At 69.2% G+C, this 15,081-nt stretch carries 14 protein-coding genes; 5 read left to right on the top strand and 9 right to left on the bottom strand.

Features of this window, described 5'->3' with window-relative positions:
* Window positions 1–99 precede the first annotated feature (99 nt).
* Window positions 100–837: a tetratricopeptide repeat protein gene (locus tag AC1RRS_RS14925; protein ID WP_492855825.1), complete on the bottom strand. Its 738-nt coding sequence runs from the start codon at window positions 835–837 to the stop codon at window positions 100–102.
* 295 nt (window positions 838–1,132) lie between these two features.
* Here AC1RRS_RS14925 and AC1RRS_RS14920 point away from each other — a divergent pair, with 295 nt between their 5' ends.
* Window positions 1,133–4,030, top strand: coding sequence for a TonB-dependent receptor (locus AC1RRS_RS14920; RefSeq protein ID WP_492855824.1), 2,898 nt, complete (start codon window positions 1,133–1,135; stop codon window positions 4,028–4,030).
* Window positions 4,031–4,226: 196 nt separating this feature from the next.
* On the opposite strand, the gene pth is transcribed toward AC1RRS_RS14920, so the two are convergent.
* The 7 genes from pth to lgt form a co-directional block, all read right to left on the bottom strand.
* Window positions 4,227–4,841 carry an aminoacyl-tRNA hydrolase gene (gene pth / locus AC1RRS_RS14915; protein ID WP_110119410.1) on the bottom strand — a complete coding sequence of 205 codons (615 nt, stop codon included), beginning with the start codon at window positions 4,839–4,841 and terminating at the stop codon, window positions 4,227–4,229.
* Between the two features lie 90 nt (window positions 4,842–4,931).
* On the bottom strand, window positions 4,932–5,531 hold the full coding sequence (locus AC1RRS_RS14910; RefSeq protein WP_487292051.1) for a 50S ribosomal protein L25/general stress protein Ctc: 600 nt from the start codon (window positions 5,529–5,531) through the stop codon (window positions 4,932–4,934).
* Window positions 5,532–5,692: 161 nt separating this feature from the next.
* On the bottom strand, window positions 5,693–6,823 hold the full coding sequence (locus AC1RRS_RS14905) for a hypothetical protein (protein WP_492855823.1): 1,131 nt from the start codon (window positions 6,821–6,823) through the stop codon (window positions 5,693–5,695).
* Window positions 6,824–7,166: 343 nt separating this feature from the next.
* On the bottom strand, window positions 7,167–8,105 hold the full coding sequence (locus AC1RRS_RS14900) for a ribose-phosphate pyrophosphokinase (protein WP_492855822.1): 939 nt from the start codon (window positions 8,103–8,105) through the stop codon (window positions 7,167–7,169).
* A gap of 281 nt (window positions 8,106–8,386) precedes the next feature.
* On the bottom strand, window positions 8,387–9,172 hold the full coding sequence (gene pgeF / locus AC1RRS_RS14895; protein ID WP_110120077.1) for a peptidoglycan editing factor PgeF: 786 nt from the start codon (window positions 9,170–9,172) through the stop codon (window positions 8,387–8,389).
* Window positions 9,169–10,347, bottom strand: coding sequence for a class I SAM-dependent methyltransferase (locus AC1RRS_RS14890; RefSeq protein ID WP_492855821.1), 1,179 nt, complete (start codon window positions 10,345–10,347; stop codon window positions 9,169–9,171). Before AC1RRS_RS14890 ends, pgeF begins: the two co-directional genes overlap by 4 nt.
* Window positions 10,344–11,228, bottom strand: coding sequence for a prolipoprotein diacylglyceryl transferase (gene lgt, locus AC1RRS_RS14885; RefSeq protein ID WP_492855820.1), 885 nt, complete (start codon window positions 11,226–11,228; stop codon window positions 10,344–10,346). The genes AC1RRS_RS14890 and lgt overlap by 4 nt, the downstream gene beginning before the upstream one ends.
* Before the next feature lie 116 nt (window positions 11,229–11,344).
* On the opposite strand from lgt, the gene AC1RRS_RS14880 reads away from it, so the two are divergent.
* The 3 genes from AC1RRS_RS14880 to proC all read left to right on the top strand — a co-directional run bounded on the left by AC1RRS_RS14880 (window position 11,345) and on the right by proC (window position 13,308).
* The gene (locus AC1RRS_RS14880) at window positions 11,345–11,650 is read left to right on the top strand and encodes an accessory factor UbiK family protein (RefSeq protein WP_492855819.1); all 306 of its coding nucleotides are present in this window, start codon (window positions 11,345–11,347) and stop codon (window positions 11,648–11,650) included.
* Window positions 11,651–11,781: 131 nt separating this feature from the next.
* Window positions 11,782–12,285 carry a type III secretion system chaperone family protein gene (locus AC1RRS_RS14875; protein ID WP_110120074.1) on the top strand — a complete coding sequence of 168 codons (504 nt, stop codon included), beginning with the start codon at window positions 11,782–11,784 and terminating at the stop codon, window positions 12,283–12,285.
* Window positions 12,286–12,525: 240 nt separating this feature from the next.
* A complete protein-coding gene (gene proC / locus AC1RRS_RS14870; protein ID WP_492855818.1) occupies window positions 12,526–13,308 on the top strand; it encodes a pyrroline-5-carboxylate reductase in 783 nt (260 codons plus the stop codon).
* 221 nt (window positions 13,309–13,529) lie between these two features.
* Here proC and AC1RRS_RS14865 read toward each other — a convergent pair whose 3' ends face one another.
* Window positions 13,530–14,522: an alpha/beta hydrolase gene (locus AC1RRS_RS14865; RefSeq protein ID WP_492855817.1), complete on the bottom strand. Its 993-nt coding sequence runs from the start codon at window positions 14,520–14,522 to the stop codon at window positions 13,530–13,532.
* 97 nt (window positions 14,523–14,619) lie between these two features.
* Here AC1RRS_RS14865 and AC1RRS_RS14860 point away from each other — a divergent pair, with 97 nt between their 5' ends.
* Complete coding sequence (locus AC1RRS_RS14860; protein ID WP_492855816.1) at window positions 14,620–14,934, top strand: hypothetical protein; 315 nt, start codon at window positions 14,620–14,622, stop codon at window positions 14,932–14,934.
* Window positions 14,935–15,081 lie beyond the last annotated feature (147 nt).

Genomic DNA, 15,081 nt, shown 5'->3' with positions numbered 1-15,081 from the left:
AACGCCGCGACAGCTGAACGGCCGTCGCGGCGTTTCTGTTCGTGCGACCCCTCACCCGACCCGCTTCGCGGGCCACCCTCTCCCGCAAGGGGGGAGGGGTCAGGAAGAAGCGGCCGCGGCCATCTCGCGCCAGCCCTTGGCCTCCTTGCGGAAGCGCGGGTGGGTCTTGGACAGGCGCTTGTCGAGTTCGGCCAGGGCTTCGCGGGCCTCGGTCTTGCGGCCGGTCTCGCCCAGGAACACGGCGTAGCGCGCCATGCCCTCGAAACCCGGCAGGTGGGCGGCGGCCCAGCGCAGGGAGACGTCGGCCTCCTCGGTGCGGCCCAGGGCCGCCTGGGCCCGTCCCAGGGCCAGGGCGGTCTGCGGCGTGCGGCTCTTGACGCCCTGCTCGCCCAGGGCCTCCAGCAGCGGCAGGGCCTCGGCGGCGCGGCCCAACTCGATCAGGCTGTTGGCGCGGGCCAGCATCAGGGCCGGATCGTCGGCATAGTGGCCCTGCAGGGCCTGGGCGTAGATCCGCTCGGCTTCCTCGTGCTTGCCCAGGCTCGTGGCGGCGGCGGCCAGGCGCGAGAGGTTGGTGACGGTCGGCGCGTCCTCGGCGTCGCGGCTGGCCTCGCGGTATTCGCGCTGCGGGTCCAGCGCCTGGCGGGCGGCGGCCTTCATCTGCTGGGCCTTGGTCCCGCCCATGAACTCCGGCGCGACGATGGCCAGCAGATAGACGATCCCGCCCAGCGGCTGGAACATCAGGATGATGAACAGCCAGTACATGGCCTGGCCCGAGCGCACGACGTGAACACAGAGGGCGATCGAGAAGATCAGCGACAGGCCGAAAAGCGGGATCATCGAAAGGGCTCCAGGACGTCCCGGCTATGTGTGGCGCAAGCGTCGCCGCGTCAATCGGTGGGATGGCCGTCCAGGACGCGCGGGTGTGCGCTGCCGCTTGATGGGCAATCTGGGGACTAACCGGCAGGCGGGGACTTGTACTTCAGTCTTGTCACAGTATTCTCCCTATATTGCGAGATGGTATCCCAAAAGATGGGATTTGCTCTCCGCTGACATAAGCAGACCGGGAAAACCGGCGCTTTGGGTTGGAAACATAAGGCGGGCCGCCGAGCGGCGCCGCCGTCAGGAGGGACCTATGTCGTCATCATCCTTGCGTAACCTGCGTGCGGGCGTGTCCATCGCCGTCCTGGCGGTCGCGGCCTTGGGAGCGGTGAACGCTCAGGCCCAGACGGCCGCCCCGCCCGCCGGCGAGACCACCGAGAACGCCGTCGAGGAGGTGATCGTCACCGGCTTCCGCGAGAGCCTGCGCAGCGCCCTCTCGGTCAAGCGTCAGTCCTCGGGCGTGGTCGACGCCATCAAGGCCGAGGACATCGCCGACTTCCCTGACGCCAACCTCGCCGAGTCGATCCAGCGGGTGCCGGGCGTGTCGATCACCCGCGTGGCGGGCGAGGGACGCACGATCACCGTGCGCGGCCTGCCGCCCAGCTTCACCCGCGTGCGCATCAACGGCATGGAGGCCCAGTCGACCAGCGGCGCCACCACCAGCGACCGCGGCGCGAACCTCGGCCGGGGCTTCGACTTCAACACCTTCGCTTCGGAGCTGTTCAGCGGCATCACCGTGCGCAAGTCGGCCCAGGCCGAGGTGATCGAGGGCTCGCTGGGCGCCACGGTCGATCTCGACATCGCCAAGCCGCTCGACCAGAAGGGCCGCACGCTCGTGCTGGGCGGCTCGCTGGGCTACAACGACCTGTCCGAGAAGATGGACAAGAAGTTCACCGCCGTGGCCGGCGACCGCTGGGACACCGCCTGGGGCGAGTTCGGCGCCCAGGCCTCTCTGGCCTTCAGCAAGCGCAAGTTCCTCGAGGACCAGTGGGGCTCGGGCGGCTGGAACCCGGCGACGATCGACGGCGGCTTCTGCACGCCCGTGGGCCGCACGGCGCAGAACCCGGCCACCGACCCGGCCACCGGCGCCGACGCCCTGAACTGCGCCACCGGCGTGGCGCGCCCGGCGGCCAACGACACCCTCTACGACCTGGGCAACCAGACCACCGTCTTCTTCCCGCGCCTGCCGCGCTACGGCCGCTTCCACCACGACCAGGAGCGCACCGGCGCCACCCTGGCCCTGCAATGGAAGCCTAACGACCGCACCTCGTTCGGCTTCAACGCCCTCTATTCGAAGTACGACGTGGTGCGCGAGGAGAACTGGCTGGAAGGCTTCTCCTTCGCCCGCGCCATCAGCCAGAACGGCAAGCCGCAGACGGCCATCCGCGAGCTGATCCTGCGCAACGCCGGAACCAGCAGCACCGCCGGGATCAATTTCGGCAAGACGGTCTACGACGTGGCTTATGGCCGCTTCGACGGCGTCGACGTGCGCTCCGACACCCAGCACGACGAGTTCCAGAACGTCTTCCAGCAGTACACCTTCACCGGCAAGCACGAGCTGACCGACAGCATCACGCTCACTGGCCTGATCGGCTATTCGAAGTCGGACTACGACCAGCCGATCACCACGACGATCATGTTCCAGCGTCCGAACACGAGCATGACCGTCGACTTCCGCGAGGATCGCGACCAGCCGACCATCACCCACGGCTTCAACGTCGCCGACGCCAGCCTCTACACCTTCGGCACGGGCAACGCCGAGGTGCGGCTGTCGCAGATCTTCACCACCAACATCTACAAGACCGCCGAGGCCAACCTCGCCTGGCGGGCCGACGACGACCTGACCATCAAGTTCGGCGGGCACATCCACGAGTTCTCGTTCGACACCTCGGCCTTCCAGCGCTCGAACAACTTCCTGGTGCCCAACCTGACCACGGCCCAGTTGCAGGCCGTGACCAAGGTGGTCGAGGGCTTCGGCGGCCACGGCATCAAGAGCGGCGTGTTCCCAAGCAGCTGGGCGACCATCGACTACGACAAGTTCGTCGCCGACCAGAACCTCTACAGCAAGACCGGCATGTACGCCCTGATCCCCAATACGGGCGGCACGCGGCGCGTGGAGGAGAAGGTCTCCTCCGGCTATCTGCAGGCCGACCTGAAGACCGAGATCGGCGGCCTGCCGGTGCGCGGCGACATCGGCTTCCGCATCGCCAAGACCGAGTTGTGGGCGCGCGGCTACCAGATCGGCTCGACCCGGGTGACCGCCGAGAACGACTATCTCGACGTGCTGCCGGCCCTGAACGTGGCCTTCGACCTGCGCGACGACCTAGTGCTGCGCTTCTCGGCCGCCAAGGTCGTGTCGCGGCCCGACCTGACCTTCCTGTCGCCCGGCGGCAGCCTGAACCTGACCGGCACGCCGTCGATCACCTCGGGCAACCCGGACCTGGATCCGATCCGCGCGACCACCTTCGACATCGGCGGCGAATGGTACTTCTCGCAAGGGTCCGTGCTGAGCGTGGGTCTGTTCTACAAGGACATCGACACCTACGTGCAGAACCAGTCGCAGCAGATGAGCTTCCGCCAGACGGGACTGCCGCTGAGCCTGCTGGGAACCTCGCAGCTCGACCCGGACAACACCCTGTTCACGGTCACCCGTCCGGTGAACACGCCCGGCGGGCCGCTGAAGGGCTTCGAGATCAACTACCAGCAGGCCTTCACCTTCCTGCCGGGCCTGCTGCGCCACACCGGCGCGCTGGTGAACTACACCTATGTCGACTCGACCATCGACTACTTCCTGGCTGACGGCAGCGTCACCACCAACGACCTCGTGGGCCTGTCGAAGAACGCCTACAACGCCACGATCTACTACGAGGACGACAAGTTCAGCGCCCGCCTGTCGGCGTCGTACCGCGACAAGTCGATCGTCGCCCTGCCGGCCAACAACCCCTACCAGGACGTCGAGGGCTACGACGCCAACCTGACCTTCGACATGGCCGCGTCCTACCAGATCAACGACAAGTTCAAGCTGTCGCTGGAAGGCCTGAACATCTTCGACCGCTTCAATCGGCAGTACATCGACTCCGACCGCGACAGCACCTTCGTCTACACCCACACGGGCCGGCAGTTTAATCTGGGGCTGCAGTACCGGTTCTAGAGACCTCCAAGGAGGGGCGGGCTCAAGCGCCCGCCTCGCCCCCTTTACTCCCGTCATTCCCGCCCTTGTGGCGGGAACCCCTGGTTCCGCTTTCACGTGAGATGCAAGCGGCGTGCTGAGCCCGCCGCCTCATCCGCCCTTGCGGTTGAAGGAGGGTTTCCCGCCACAAGGGCGGGAATGACGGGAGGTTGGGAGGCTAGGCCCCGCGCGGCTTCTTCGGGTCCGCCTTGGGCGACGGGGCCAGGCGCAGCACCTCGGCCTGGTAGCGTTCGTCGTCGCCGGCGGCGGCGAAGGGCAGGGCGTCGCACAGGGCGTCCAGCAGCGGGTCCAGCCACTGGTGCTCGACCTTGTGGAAGTCGCCCAGCACGTAGTGCATGACCATGTCCTTGTCGCCCGGATGGCCCACGCCGATGCGGCCGCGGCGGAAGGCGTCGCCGATCTGGCTGGTGATCGAGCGGATGCCGTTGTTGCCGGCAGCCCCGCCGCCGGCCTTCATCCGGAAGCGGCCCGGCGCCATGTCGATCTCGTCGTGGAAGGCGATGACGTCTGCGGGCTTCAGCTTGAAGAACTTCATGGCCTCGCCCACGGCGCGGCCGCTCTCGTTGTAATAGGTCTTGGGCTTGAGCAGCAGCAGCTTGACCGGCCCGTTCGGGGTGTCGACCTGGCCCTCGCAGGCCAGCCCCTGGAAGCGCGCGCGCCACGGCGCCGTGCCCCACTTGCGGGCCAGGGCGTCGACGGCCATGAAGCCGACGTTGTGGCGGTTCTTCTCGTACTTGGGCTCGGGATTGCCGAGGCCGGCGAGGATCAGCATCGCGCGGTGCTCACGTATTCAAACGAAAACGGGCGGACCCGAAGGTCCGCCCGCTTCCTAGATCAGTTCGGTCGGAAGACCGAGCCCGGATCAGCCTTCGACGGTGGTGTCGCCGGCGCCCGACTGGGCCGAGGCCGAGGCCTTCAGGGTCGCGATCACGAAGTCGCGGTCCACGGCCGGCTTCACGCCTTCCGGCAGCTTCACTTCCGAGATGCGGATGGTGTCGCCGATGTCGTGGTCGGCCAGGTCGATGATCAGCTCTTCCGGGATCTGGTCGGCCGGGCAGGCCAGCTCGACGGTGTGACGGATGACTTCCAGCGAGCCGCCCTTCTTCAGGCCGACCGAGGTTTCGTGGTTCTTGAAGTGCACCGGCACTTCGATCTTGATCAGCTGGTGCTCGCTGACGCGGTACAGGTCGAAGTGCACCGGCTCGTCGGTGACCGGGTGGAATTGCACGGCCTTGGCGATGACCGATTGCTTGTCTTCGCCGTGCTGCAGCGTGACCAGGTGGCCGAGCAGCTTGCCGGTGTAGAGCGCCTTGCGGAATTCGTTGACCTTCACCGCGACGTTCACGGGATCCTTGTCGCCGCCGTACAGCACGCCCGGGACCAGGCCGGCGCGGCGGGTTTCACGAGCGCCGCCGGTGCCGGCGCGGTCGCGGATTTCAACGTTCAGGATGATCTCGGCCATGTCAGTTCTCTCTTGAGGGCCAATGCCCTCGAAATGCGAAATCGCCGCACAGGACCAGATTGCCCCGCTCGGTCGACGTTTTCAGGAGGGCGCCCAATACACGAAGAGGGCCGCCGGTGCAATCCGGCGGCCCTCTTGTTCGGCTGGAAAGGTCTGAAGGATCAGGCCTTCTTCTTCTTGGCGACCGCGGGCTTGGCGGCGGGCTTCTTCTTGGCGGTCGACTTTTCAGGCGGCGGGGGCGGCAGCGGCTCGACCGGCATCGGCGCGCCCGAGGCCTTGATCACGCAGGCGCCGGTGTCGATCATGATGTGCTGGCCAAGGCAGAAGATGTCCTCGTAGTGCGGCTTGGACACGGCCAGGCACTGATAGAGGTTCAGCTTGGCCATGTTCAGGCACGAGCCGGCGTTGGGCTCGGCCATGATGGCCTCGATGGTCGGCAGGTTCTCGTCGCCGGCGGCGCCCAAGGCCGCGAGTGCGGCGACCGCCAGGCTGCGGATGACCAGCGGGCGATAGGGCGGCGGAGCCGAGCGCGGGCCGGCCGGGACGGTCGAGGCCAGGGCCGCGTCGATGCTGGCGGCTGGGCTGACGGCCGGGGCGGCGGCTGGCGGCGGCGGGGCGCTGACGGTGGCCAGCGAGGCCTGCTGCAGCTGGGCCACGTCGGCGGTGTCGGCCAGGGCCGGGGTGGCCGAGGCCGACTTGGCGTAGGCCAGGCGGCCGTCGCGATCGGTCACGGCGGCCTTCGACCAGGTCGCGCGCTGCACGTCGTAGGCGGCCTGCTTCACCTTCTTGCCGGCGTCGTAGACCTTGAGGCCGTCGGCGCCGAGGGTGTCGATGATGCGGGCGGCGGCGGTGTCGCTGCCCTTGAAGCCGACGGCGTAGGCCGGGTCGGCGATCAGTTGGTTGATGACCTGCTGGCGCTGGGCCGGATCGGCGGCGAAGGCGCGCACCGAGGCCACGAAGGTCGGGTCCTGCAGGGCCAGCACCGCGCCGTACGACATGGCGCCGCTGAGGAAGTGCTTCTGCTCGTAGCCGACGCCGACCTTCAGCGAGGCCTGGATTTGGTCGCCGTTCTGGAAGTCGGGCGTGATGGAGCCGGCGCGCTGCATGTAGCCGCGGAAGGCGCTGGCGCGCTCGACCACCTTGTTCGACAGGGTGATCGGCGGCGGAGCCGGCGGGGCCTGGACGACGGGCGGCGGCGGGGGAGGCGGCGGGGTGCTGCAGCTGGCCAGGACGGTGGCCGCGGCGATCGCGACCGCCGTCAGAGCGGCGCGCGGACGCAGGTTGGAAAGCATGCTGACGACATCCCCGTGTAGATGGAGCCGGCATAACATCGCCGGCGGGCGACATTGTGACAGTCAGTCCGTTAACCAGACTTTGACAAGCGGGGCTGTGTCGCGATTTCCGCGAGAGCGCGGATTCCGTTGGATATTTTCCCGACGGAAAATGTGGCGCCGATGTGGCGGAGAGGTTTGGGGGTTAACGGCGGCGCTCTTTGAGAGGTGATCCCCCTCATCCGTAAAACCCCCGCGAAAGCGGGGGCCCAGGCTTTTTCTGAAACGCGTGGCGCTCGACGATAAAACGCCTGGGCCCCCGCTTTCGCGGGGGTTTTACGGTTTGAGAGAACCGGAAAGCCGATCAGTCGAACAGCTTCGACACCGACTCTTCGTTGGCGATCCGGCGGATGGCCTCGCCGATCAGCGGGGCGCACGAGACGTAGCGGATCTTCGGGCAGGCCTTGGTGGTGTCCGAGGCCTCGATCGAGTCGGTGACCACCAGCTCGGTCAGGACCGAATTGGCCACGCGCTCGGCGGCCGCGCCCGACAGCACGCCGTGGGTCACATAGGCGCTGACCGAGGTCGCGCCGTTGGCGATCAGGGCGGCGGCGGCGTTGCACAGGGTGCCGGCCGAGTCGGCGATGTCGTCGAACAGGATGCAGCGGCGGCCGGCGACGTCGCCGATGATGTTCATCACTTCCGACTGGCCCGGACCCGAGCGGCGCTTGTCGACGATGGCCAGGTCGGCGTCGTCCAGGCGCTTGGCCAGGGCGCGGGCGCGCACCACGCCGCCGACGTCCGGCGAGACGACCATCAGGTCGTCGCCCAGCGGGTAGTTCTTGATGATGTCGTCGGCCAGCAGGCGCGAGGGCAGCAGGTTGTCGGTCGGAATGTCGAAGAAGCCCTGGATCTGGCCGGCGTGCAGATCCATCGTCAGCACGCGGTCGGCGCCCGAGCGGGTGATCAGGTTGGCGACCAGCTTGGCCGAGATCGGGGTGCGGCCGCCGGTCTTGCGGTCCTGACGGGCGTAGCCGAAGTAGGGCAGCACCGCGGTGATCCGCTTGCCCGAAGCCCGCTTCAGGGCGTCGATGCAGATCAGCAGCTCCATCAGGTTGTCGTTGGCCGGGTAGCTGGTCGACTGGATCACGAAGACGTCCTCGCCGCGGACGTTCTCGTCGATCGTGACGAACACCTCGAGGTCGGCGAACCGGCGCACCTGGGCGCGGGTCAGCGGCATGTCGAGGTACTCCGCGATGGCCTGGGCCAGCGGACGGTTGGAGTTGCCGGACAGCAGCTTCATTTTGGATTCTCGGTGGGGGGACGCCGTTGCCGGGCCTTCTAGCAGCGATCCGCCCCGGGGCAACCCGCTTAAGCCCGCTGGTTGCGCTTCATGACCATTTCGTGTCGTCAAAGCCTCAGGGCGGGCCGCGGGGCGACGAGAGGAACCTCCCCCTCTGGGGGAGGTGTCGGCGAAGCCGACGGAGGGGGGAGTGGCTGCAAGCTGGCTGGCGCTCCGGAAGCTGAAAACGACCCCCCACCGGCCTTCGGCCGCCTCCCCCAGAAGGGGGAGGTTCCGTTCTCTCACCCTTCCAGCATGATCGCCGAAAGCAGCCGGCCGTAATCCTTCTGGCCGTTCAGCACCGCGCGGCGGTTGGAGAAGAAGTGGTCGCCCTCGGCGCAGGTGTCGCGGCCGATCCATTCGCGCTGCTCGATGCCGGCGGTCTCGATGCGGTCGAGCACGAAGGACGGCAGGTCGAACATCCGCTTGTCGTCGGCCTTGCCCGGCTTGAAGAACCGCTTGGAGCCAGGGCAGTCGGCCTCGAAGCGGTGCAGGAACTCCAGGCCCACTTCGTAGGAGTCCGGGCCGATGCAGGGGCCGACGGCGGCGACCATCCGTTCGGGGCGGGCGCCGAGCTCGACCATGGAGTCGACGGCGGCCTGGACGACGCCGTCGAGCGCCCCGCGCCAGCCGGCGTGGGCGGCGGCCACGACGCGGGCCTCGGGATCGACGATCAGCACCGGGGCGCAGTCGGCGTGCAGGGCGCCGCAGACCACCCCCGGCGTCTTGCTGACCACGGCGTCGCCCTGCGGCCGCGCATCGCCCCACGAGCCGTCGGCGACGATGGCGATGGTCGAGTGGATCTGGAAGCAGGTGTTGAGGTCTTCGCGGTCGACGCCGAACCAGCCGGCGGCGCGGGCGCGGTTCTCGATCACGTCGGCCGGCTCGTCCTGGCTGCCGCGGCCGACATTGAGGCTGTCGTAGAGGCCCTGCGAGACGCCGCCGTTGCGGGTGAAGAAGGCGTGGCGCAGGCCGGGCACGGTCGCCAGCAGCGACGACTGGACGGTGGGGATGTGAGCTTGCGTCATGCCTCGTCCTCGAAGAGCGGGGCGGCCAGCCCCGGCGCGCTCAGGCACGCGACCTTGAAGAGATCGCCCATCTGCGCCGCTCCGGTCAGGCGATCAAGCTGTCTTGCGATCATGTCGGCGCGATCGGGCCGCGCGGCCGCCAGCGCCTGGGCGCGGGCCTCGATGCCGAGCGCGCGCAGGAACTCGCCCTGGGTGATCACCGGCGGGGCCTTGGCCCCGGCCTCGCGGGCGGCGTCCAGCACCGACGGGAAGTCGGCCCAGACGGTCAGGTCGGCCTGGCCGGGATTGTCCAGCGGGCCTTCCTTCCTGTGGGCGCGCAGGGCCTGCAGGGTGTCGCCCGGCTCGGGCGCGGCGCGGCCGTAGTCGATCAGCAGCGCCGCGCCGCCGTCGCGGGCCAGGCGGTGGCCGATCTCCGAGCCCAGGGCGGCCTGGGCGGGCGAGGATTCGAGGATGGAGCCGACGGCAAGATCCTCCCCCCCTGGGGGAGGTGTCGACGAAGTCGACGGAGGGGGAAGAATCCCAGACTCGGCGGCGGCTGAAAACGCCCCCCCTCCGGCCCTTCGGGCCACCTCCCCCAGGGGGGGAGGATTTAGTTTGCGCAGCCCGAACGCCAGTTCCCCGTCCTCGCCGAGCCCCACGACCCGTTCGGCCCAGCCCTCGGCGGTCTTCACGAACTGACGCGCCGGCAGGCAGTCCAGCAACTCGTTGGCGACCAGCAGCAGCGGGGCGTCGGCCGGAACCTCTTCCAGCCGCCCGACCCAACGCACCGAAGCGCCGGCCAGCTTGGCCTCCTGCGCCGCGCGCAGCACCGGCGATACCTCGACCAGCCACAGGTCGGCGGCCTCCAGGAACGGCGGCAGCAGGCGGGCGGCGCGCAGGATGTCGCTCATCAGCGTCCCGTCGCCGGGACCCATCTCGACGAGGCGGAACGGCGCGGGGCGGCCCAGGCGGTCCCAGGTCTCCATCAGCCACAGGCCGACCAGCTCGCCGAACATCTGGCTGACGCCGGGGGCGGTGACGAAGTCGCCCTCAGGACCCAAGGCGGGCCGGTTGGCGTAGTAGCCGTCGCGGGGGTCGTGCAGGCAGCGGGTGAAGTATTCGGGAACGCTGATCGGCCCGTCCTGGGCGATCTGGGCCTTCAGGCGGTCGAGCAGCGCGGGTCGTGCGGGGATCAAGACGCGGCCGGCTCCTCGGCGATCGTTTCTTGCGGGGGCGGAACGACAGGCTCCTTGAGCGCCCGCCAGACCAGCCAGGCGCCGATCAGCAGCATCGGGGTCGACAGCAGCATGCCCATGGTCAGGCCCAGCGGGAAGTTGGGCATGAAGGCGTCGGGCTGGCGCACGTTCTCGAGGCTGGCGCGGAACAAACCATAGCAGAGCATGAACAGGCCCACGAGCCCGCCGCGGCGCTGCAGGAAGGCGAAGCGGTGGGTGGCCAGGCGCAGGACCACGAACAGGACCAGGCCTTCCAGCGCCGCCTCGTAGAGCTGGCTGGGATGGCGCGGCAGGTCGCCGGCCACGCAGGCGCCGCCTTCGAGGGCGCGGATGCGAGCGTTGCAGAACACCACGCCCCACGGAACGTCGGTGACCCGGCCCCACAGCTCGCCGTTCACGAAGTTGGCCAGGCGGCCGAACAGCAGGCCCAGCGGCGCGACCGGCGCCACCAGGTCGCCGAGCTTGAGCAGGTCGATCTTGTTGCGGCGGGCGAACAGGATCACCGCGGCGCAGACGCCCAGGAACCCGCCGTGGAAGCTCATGCCGCCGTTCCAGACCTGCAGGATCTCCAGCGGCTTGGTCCAGATCAGCGAGGGGCTGTAGAACAGCACGTAGCCCAGGCGACCGCCCAGGATGATGCCCAGCGTGATCCACAGCACCAGGTCGTCGATCTGCTCGGGCGTGGCGGTGGGCGTGCGGCCGCCCCACAGCCGAGAGGTCTTCACCAGCCGCACGGCGTACTGCCAGCCCAGCAGGATGCCGGCCACATAGGCCAGGGCGTACCAGCGGATCGCCAGCGGACCGAGGTGGATCAGGACGGGGTCGAATTCCGGAAAGATCACGCCGCGCGGCTCCGATCGGGACAGTTGGTCGCAGGCATAGCGGGTTACCAGTTCGCTTTCATCCCCCGCTCACCATATAAAGGACGTCAGGCGATTTGCGCCCATCCGGAACGACGATGCACAGCCAGAACCCTTTCCTCGACGAGTTCGCCAAGTTCACCCAGGCCGCCATGGGCATCGCCCAGACCGCGGGCGACGAAGCCAAGACCGCCTTCCGCTCGCAGGCTGACCGCTGGGCGGCCGAACTGGATTTGGTGCGTCGCGACGACCTCGAGGTCCTGAAGGCCCAGGTCGCGGCCCTGCAAGCCGAAGTGGCCGCCCTGAAGGCCGAAAAGGCCGCCGCCGAACCCGCCAAGCCCGCCCCGAAAGCCGCCAAGAAGACCGCTCCGAAGGCGGACGGAACTTCCGGGAAGGGCGAATAAGCACGCTTTTTGCTCGCTTGGAGCGTGAACGCTGTTGTGGCGAAACGCGCGAAGCAGCTTAGACTCCATTCTCGTGGGCGACACCCGGCGGGTCCCACGCCCGTCATCGCCCCTGGGGGCCAAAGGTTCTGATGGACACCCAACCCGACGACGACGTCCTGCTGGCGCTGGATCCCCTCGAGGTGGTCGAGCACGTGCTGGCGGCGGAAAACCTGACCTTCGACCGGACGGAAGACGGCGATCTCGCCTTCGCCCTGACCGGCGACTGGAAGGATTACGAGCTGTGGTTCGCCTGGCGTCCCGAGGCTGATTGCCTGCAGCTCTGCCTGTCGCTGGACCTGCGCGCCTCCAAGACCAAACGCCCGGCGGCCTACGAGTTGCTGTCGATGATCAACCAGCGCGTCTGGCTGGGCCACTTCGAGGTCTGGACCGATGACGGCGAGGTGGTCTTCCGTCACGCCCTGGCCCTGCCCTCGGGCGAGCGCCCGACCATGGCCCAGGCCGCCTCGATGATCGACGCGGCGGTCGAAGCCGCCGACCGCTTCTATCCGGCCTTCGACTTCCTGCTGCACGGCGCCAAGACCCCCGACCAGGCCATGGCCGCCTGCATGTTCGAGACCGTCGGTCAGGCGTAGGCCTCCTTCTCCCCCTGCGGGAGAAGGTGTCGGCGCAAGCCGACGGATGAGGGGTCTCTCAGACTTTCGACGCCGCGACAGCCGAACCGCTGTCGCGGCGTTTCTGTTTGCGCGACCCCTCACCCGACCTCCTTCGGAGGCCACCCTCTCCCGCAGGGGGAGAGGGATCATTCTGGTGGTGACGCCGCCGCCCAGCCGCGCTAAGCGCCCAGCGCACACTGTGACGCGGGAGCTTCGCCCATGACCCCCATCCTTCTGCTCGGCGCGGGCCGCATGGGCGGCGCCCTGATCGAGGGCTGGCGCAAGACCGGGGCCTTCGCGACGACCGACCTGATCGTCCGCGACCCGGCGGCGACCGCCGAGGGCTTCCCCGGCTCGCTCGTGAACCCGCCGCTGGAGGCGCTCGCCGCCGCCAAGGTCGTGCTGCTGGCGGTTAAGCCGCAGATCTGGCGCGAGGCGGTGAAGGACGTGGTCCCGCACCTGGCGCCGGACGCCATCATCGTCTCGATCGCCGCTGGCGTGCGCGCGGCCGACATTTCCGAGGTCTTCGGCGGCCGGCGCGTGGCGCGGGTGATGCCGACCACGGCCGTGGCCATCGGCCAGGGCGCGGCCAGTCTCTACGCCGACACGCCCGAAGCCCTGGACGCCGCCAAGGCGCTGTTCGGCCCCGTCGCGGCGACGGTCGAGCTGGCCGACGAACAGCTGATGCACGCGGCCACCGCCGTCTCGGGTTCGGCCCCGGCCTATCTCTACGCCTTCATCGAGGCCCTGGAAGCGGCCGGCGCCGGCCAAGGCCTCACGCTGGAAGACAGCGCCCGCCTCGCCCGCGCCACCATCGCCGGCGCCTCGGCCCTGCTGGCCCAGGGCGGCGAGGAGCCGGCTGAACTGCGCCGCCAAGTCACCTCGCCCGGCGGCACCACGGCCGCGGCGCTGTCTGTGCTGATGGGCGAGGGCGGTTTTGGGGATCTGCTGCCGCGCGCGCTGGAAGCGGCGGTGAAGCGCTCGGAAGAGCTGGGGGGCTGAGAAAGATCCGCCCCTGAAGAGGGGCGCAGCCGGGAGGGGGAAGGAAAGGCTCGAACCTCTCCCCGTAAAATCCCCGCGAAAGCGGGGACCCAGGTGTTTTATCGTCGAGCGCCGTGGGTGGCAGAAAAAGCCTGGGTCCCCGCTTTCGCGGGGATTTTACGGATGTTGTGTACGGAGGGAGGCGACCACTTCCCCCGTGAGCTTTGCGGCAGTTTTCCCTTTCAGGGCGCCGTCACATCCACCAGCGCCTGCGCCGGCTTGCCCCGTTCCGCCGCCACGAACTCCACCGCCCGCACGATGTGGTCGGCGAATTCGCCGCCGAGCAAGCGGGTGTGGCTGGCGCCGGCCACGTGGTCGACATAGCCGTGCTGGGAAGCCTGGGCCGGGGCGGCCTGCATGTCCTTCCATTGCACGCGGTCGCCGACCCGCGCCCCGGCGGTGACCACGGCCACCGGCCATTCGGGCGCGAAGGGCGGCTCGGCGCCGGCCTGGGCCGAGGATTCGGCCCACAGCTCGACCTCGGCGGCCGAGGTGCGGTTATGGCGGCCGTTGGCGAAGCCCCAGCGCTTCTCGGCCTTGGCGTCGGGCGGCAGGCCGATCTTGTCGCCCAGGGGGGTATAGACCAGCGGCTTGTAGAGCCCTGCCGAGGCCCCCAGCGCCGCCGCCCGCGAGGCGAACACGAACGAGCTGAGGAAGCGCTTGGCCAGTGGGAGCCGCGCCGCCTCGGGCGTGGCGGCGTCGACCAGGACGAGGCCCGCCACCTGGCTGGGATTGCGGCCGGCGTATTCGCGCAGGCGCAGGCCGGCCATCGAGTGGCCGACCAGGATGAACGGGCCCTTCTCGCCCGAGGCGGCGACCAGCTTCTCGAAGTCGGTGACGATGGCCAGGCCGTCGCGCGGGTCCGGACCGGGCGGGGAATAGCCCATGCCGGCGCGGTCATAGGCGCAGGCGCGCCAGCCGGCGGCGGCCAGGGCGTCCTGGGTGGCGCCCCAGTCGGCGGCGAAGCCGAAGGCCCCGGCCTCCAGCCACACGGTCGGGCGATCAGCGCGGGCTTCGCCCTCGCAGACCAGGCGCAGGGTGCGGCCCTCGCCGATATCAACCTGGGCGCCGCGTGGCGGCTTGGATCCGACTCCGGCCATCACGCCGCCCGCCGCGACGAAGGAAACGTAGAGCAGGGTGAAGGCGGCAAGGGCGCGTCCGGCGTGCTTGAGCATGGCTCTCAATGTAGGGGCGCGCGGCCGTTCGTCGAGGGGCTGGTGCGGCTTCTCGGCGCGGTTTCCTTCGGACGGATCAATCCCTAGACTCGCGGGCATGCGTCGCGCCCTTTCCGCCCTGCTGCTGGTCGTCGCCCTGGCCTCTTCCGCCGGGGCGCAGGCGAGCGCCCAGACGAGCGCGCGCTCGACCGGTTCGCCGACCGCCGAGACGCCCGCGCCCGCGCCGCTTCCGCCGCTGTTCTCGCCCAAGCCGCCCGAGCGCGACGTCCCCGCCTGCAAGGCCGCCTGCGCCAAGACCTACTATTTCTGCCGCGCCAACGCCGATGACGACAGCTGCCCCAGCGAGTGGTCGCGCTGCAACGTGCGCTGCTCGGCCAGCTTCGTCCGGCCGACGGGGTTGTCGGGGAACTAGATCCTCCCCCTCTGGGGGAGGTGGCCCGGAGGGCCGGAGGGGGGATGTTTTCAGACTTCTCCCTACGTCGGCTTCGCCGACACCTCCCCCTTCAGGGGGAGGGTCTTATCGACAGACCCTCTTGCTCCGCGCCCGGAACGGGGATCA

The organism is Caulobacter sp. GW821-FHT12A07, assembly GCF_058807655.1.
This window is presented reverse-complemented; position numbering and strand designations above follow the sequence as displayed.

Bases quoted from the DNA above. Each gene is read 5' to 3' on its own strand.
- AC1RRS_RS14875 (WP_110120074.1), top strand. From the start codon at position 11,782: ATGGACACCCAACCCGACGACGACGTCCTGCTGGCGCTGGATCCCCTC.
- AC1RRS_RS14925 (WP_492855825.1), bottom strand. From the start codon at position 837: ATGATCCCGCTTTTCGGCCTGTCGCTGATCTTCTCGATCGCCCTCTGT.
- pgeF (WP_110120077.1), bottom strand. From the start codon at position 9,172: ATGACGCAAGCTCACATCCCCACCGTCCAGTCGTCGCTGCTGGCGACC.
- AC1RRS_RS14880 (WP_492855819.1), top strand. From the start codon at position 11,345: ATGCACAGCCAGAACCCTTTCCTCGACGAGTTCGCCAAGTTCACCCAG.
- AC1RRS_RS14900 (WP_492855822.1), bottom strand. From the start codon at position 8,105: ATGAAGCTGCTGTCCGGCAACTCCAACCGTCCGCTGGCCCAGGCCATC.
- pth (WP_110119410.1), bottom strand. From the start codon at position 4,841: ATGCTGATCCTCGCCGGCCTCGGCAATCCCGAGCCCAAGTACGAGAAG.
- AC1RRS_RS14905 (WP_492855823.1), bottom strand. From the start codon at position 6,823: ATGCTTTCCAACCTGCGTCCGCGCGCCGCTCTGACGGCGGTCGCGATC.
- AC1RRS_RS14860 (WP_492855816.1), top strand. From the start codon at position 14,620: ATGCGTCGCGCCCTTTCCGCCCTGCTGCTGGTCGTCGCCCTGGCCTCT.
- AC1RRS_RS14910 (WP_487292051.1), bottom strand. From the start codon at position 5,531: ATGGCCGAGATCATCCTGAACGTTGAAATCCGCGACCGCGCCGGCACC.
- AC1RRS_RS14920 (WP_492855824.1), top strand. From the start codon at position 1,133: ATGTCGTCATCATCCTTGCGTAACCTGCGTGCGGGCGTGTCCATCGCC.
- AC1RRS_RS14865 (WP_492855817.1), bottom strand. From the start codon at position 14,522: ATGCTCAAGCACGCCGGACGCGCCCTTGCCGCCTTCACCCTGCTCTAC.
- proC (WP_492855818.1), top strand. From the start codon at position 12,526: ATGACCCCCATCCTTCTGCTCGGCGCGGGCCGCATGGGCGGCGCCCTG.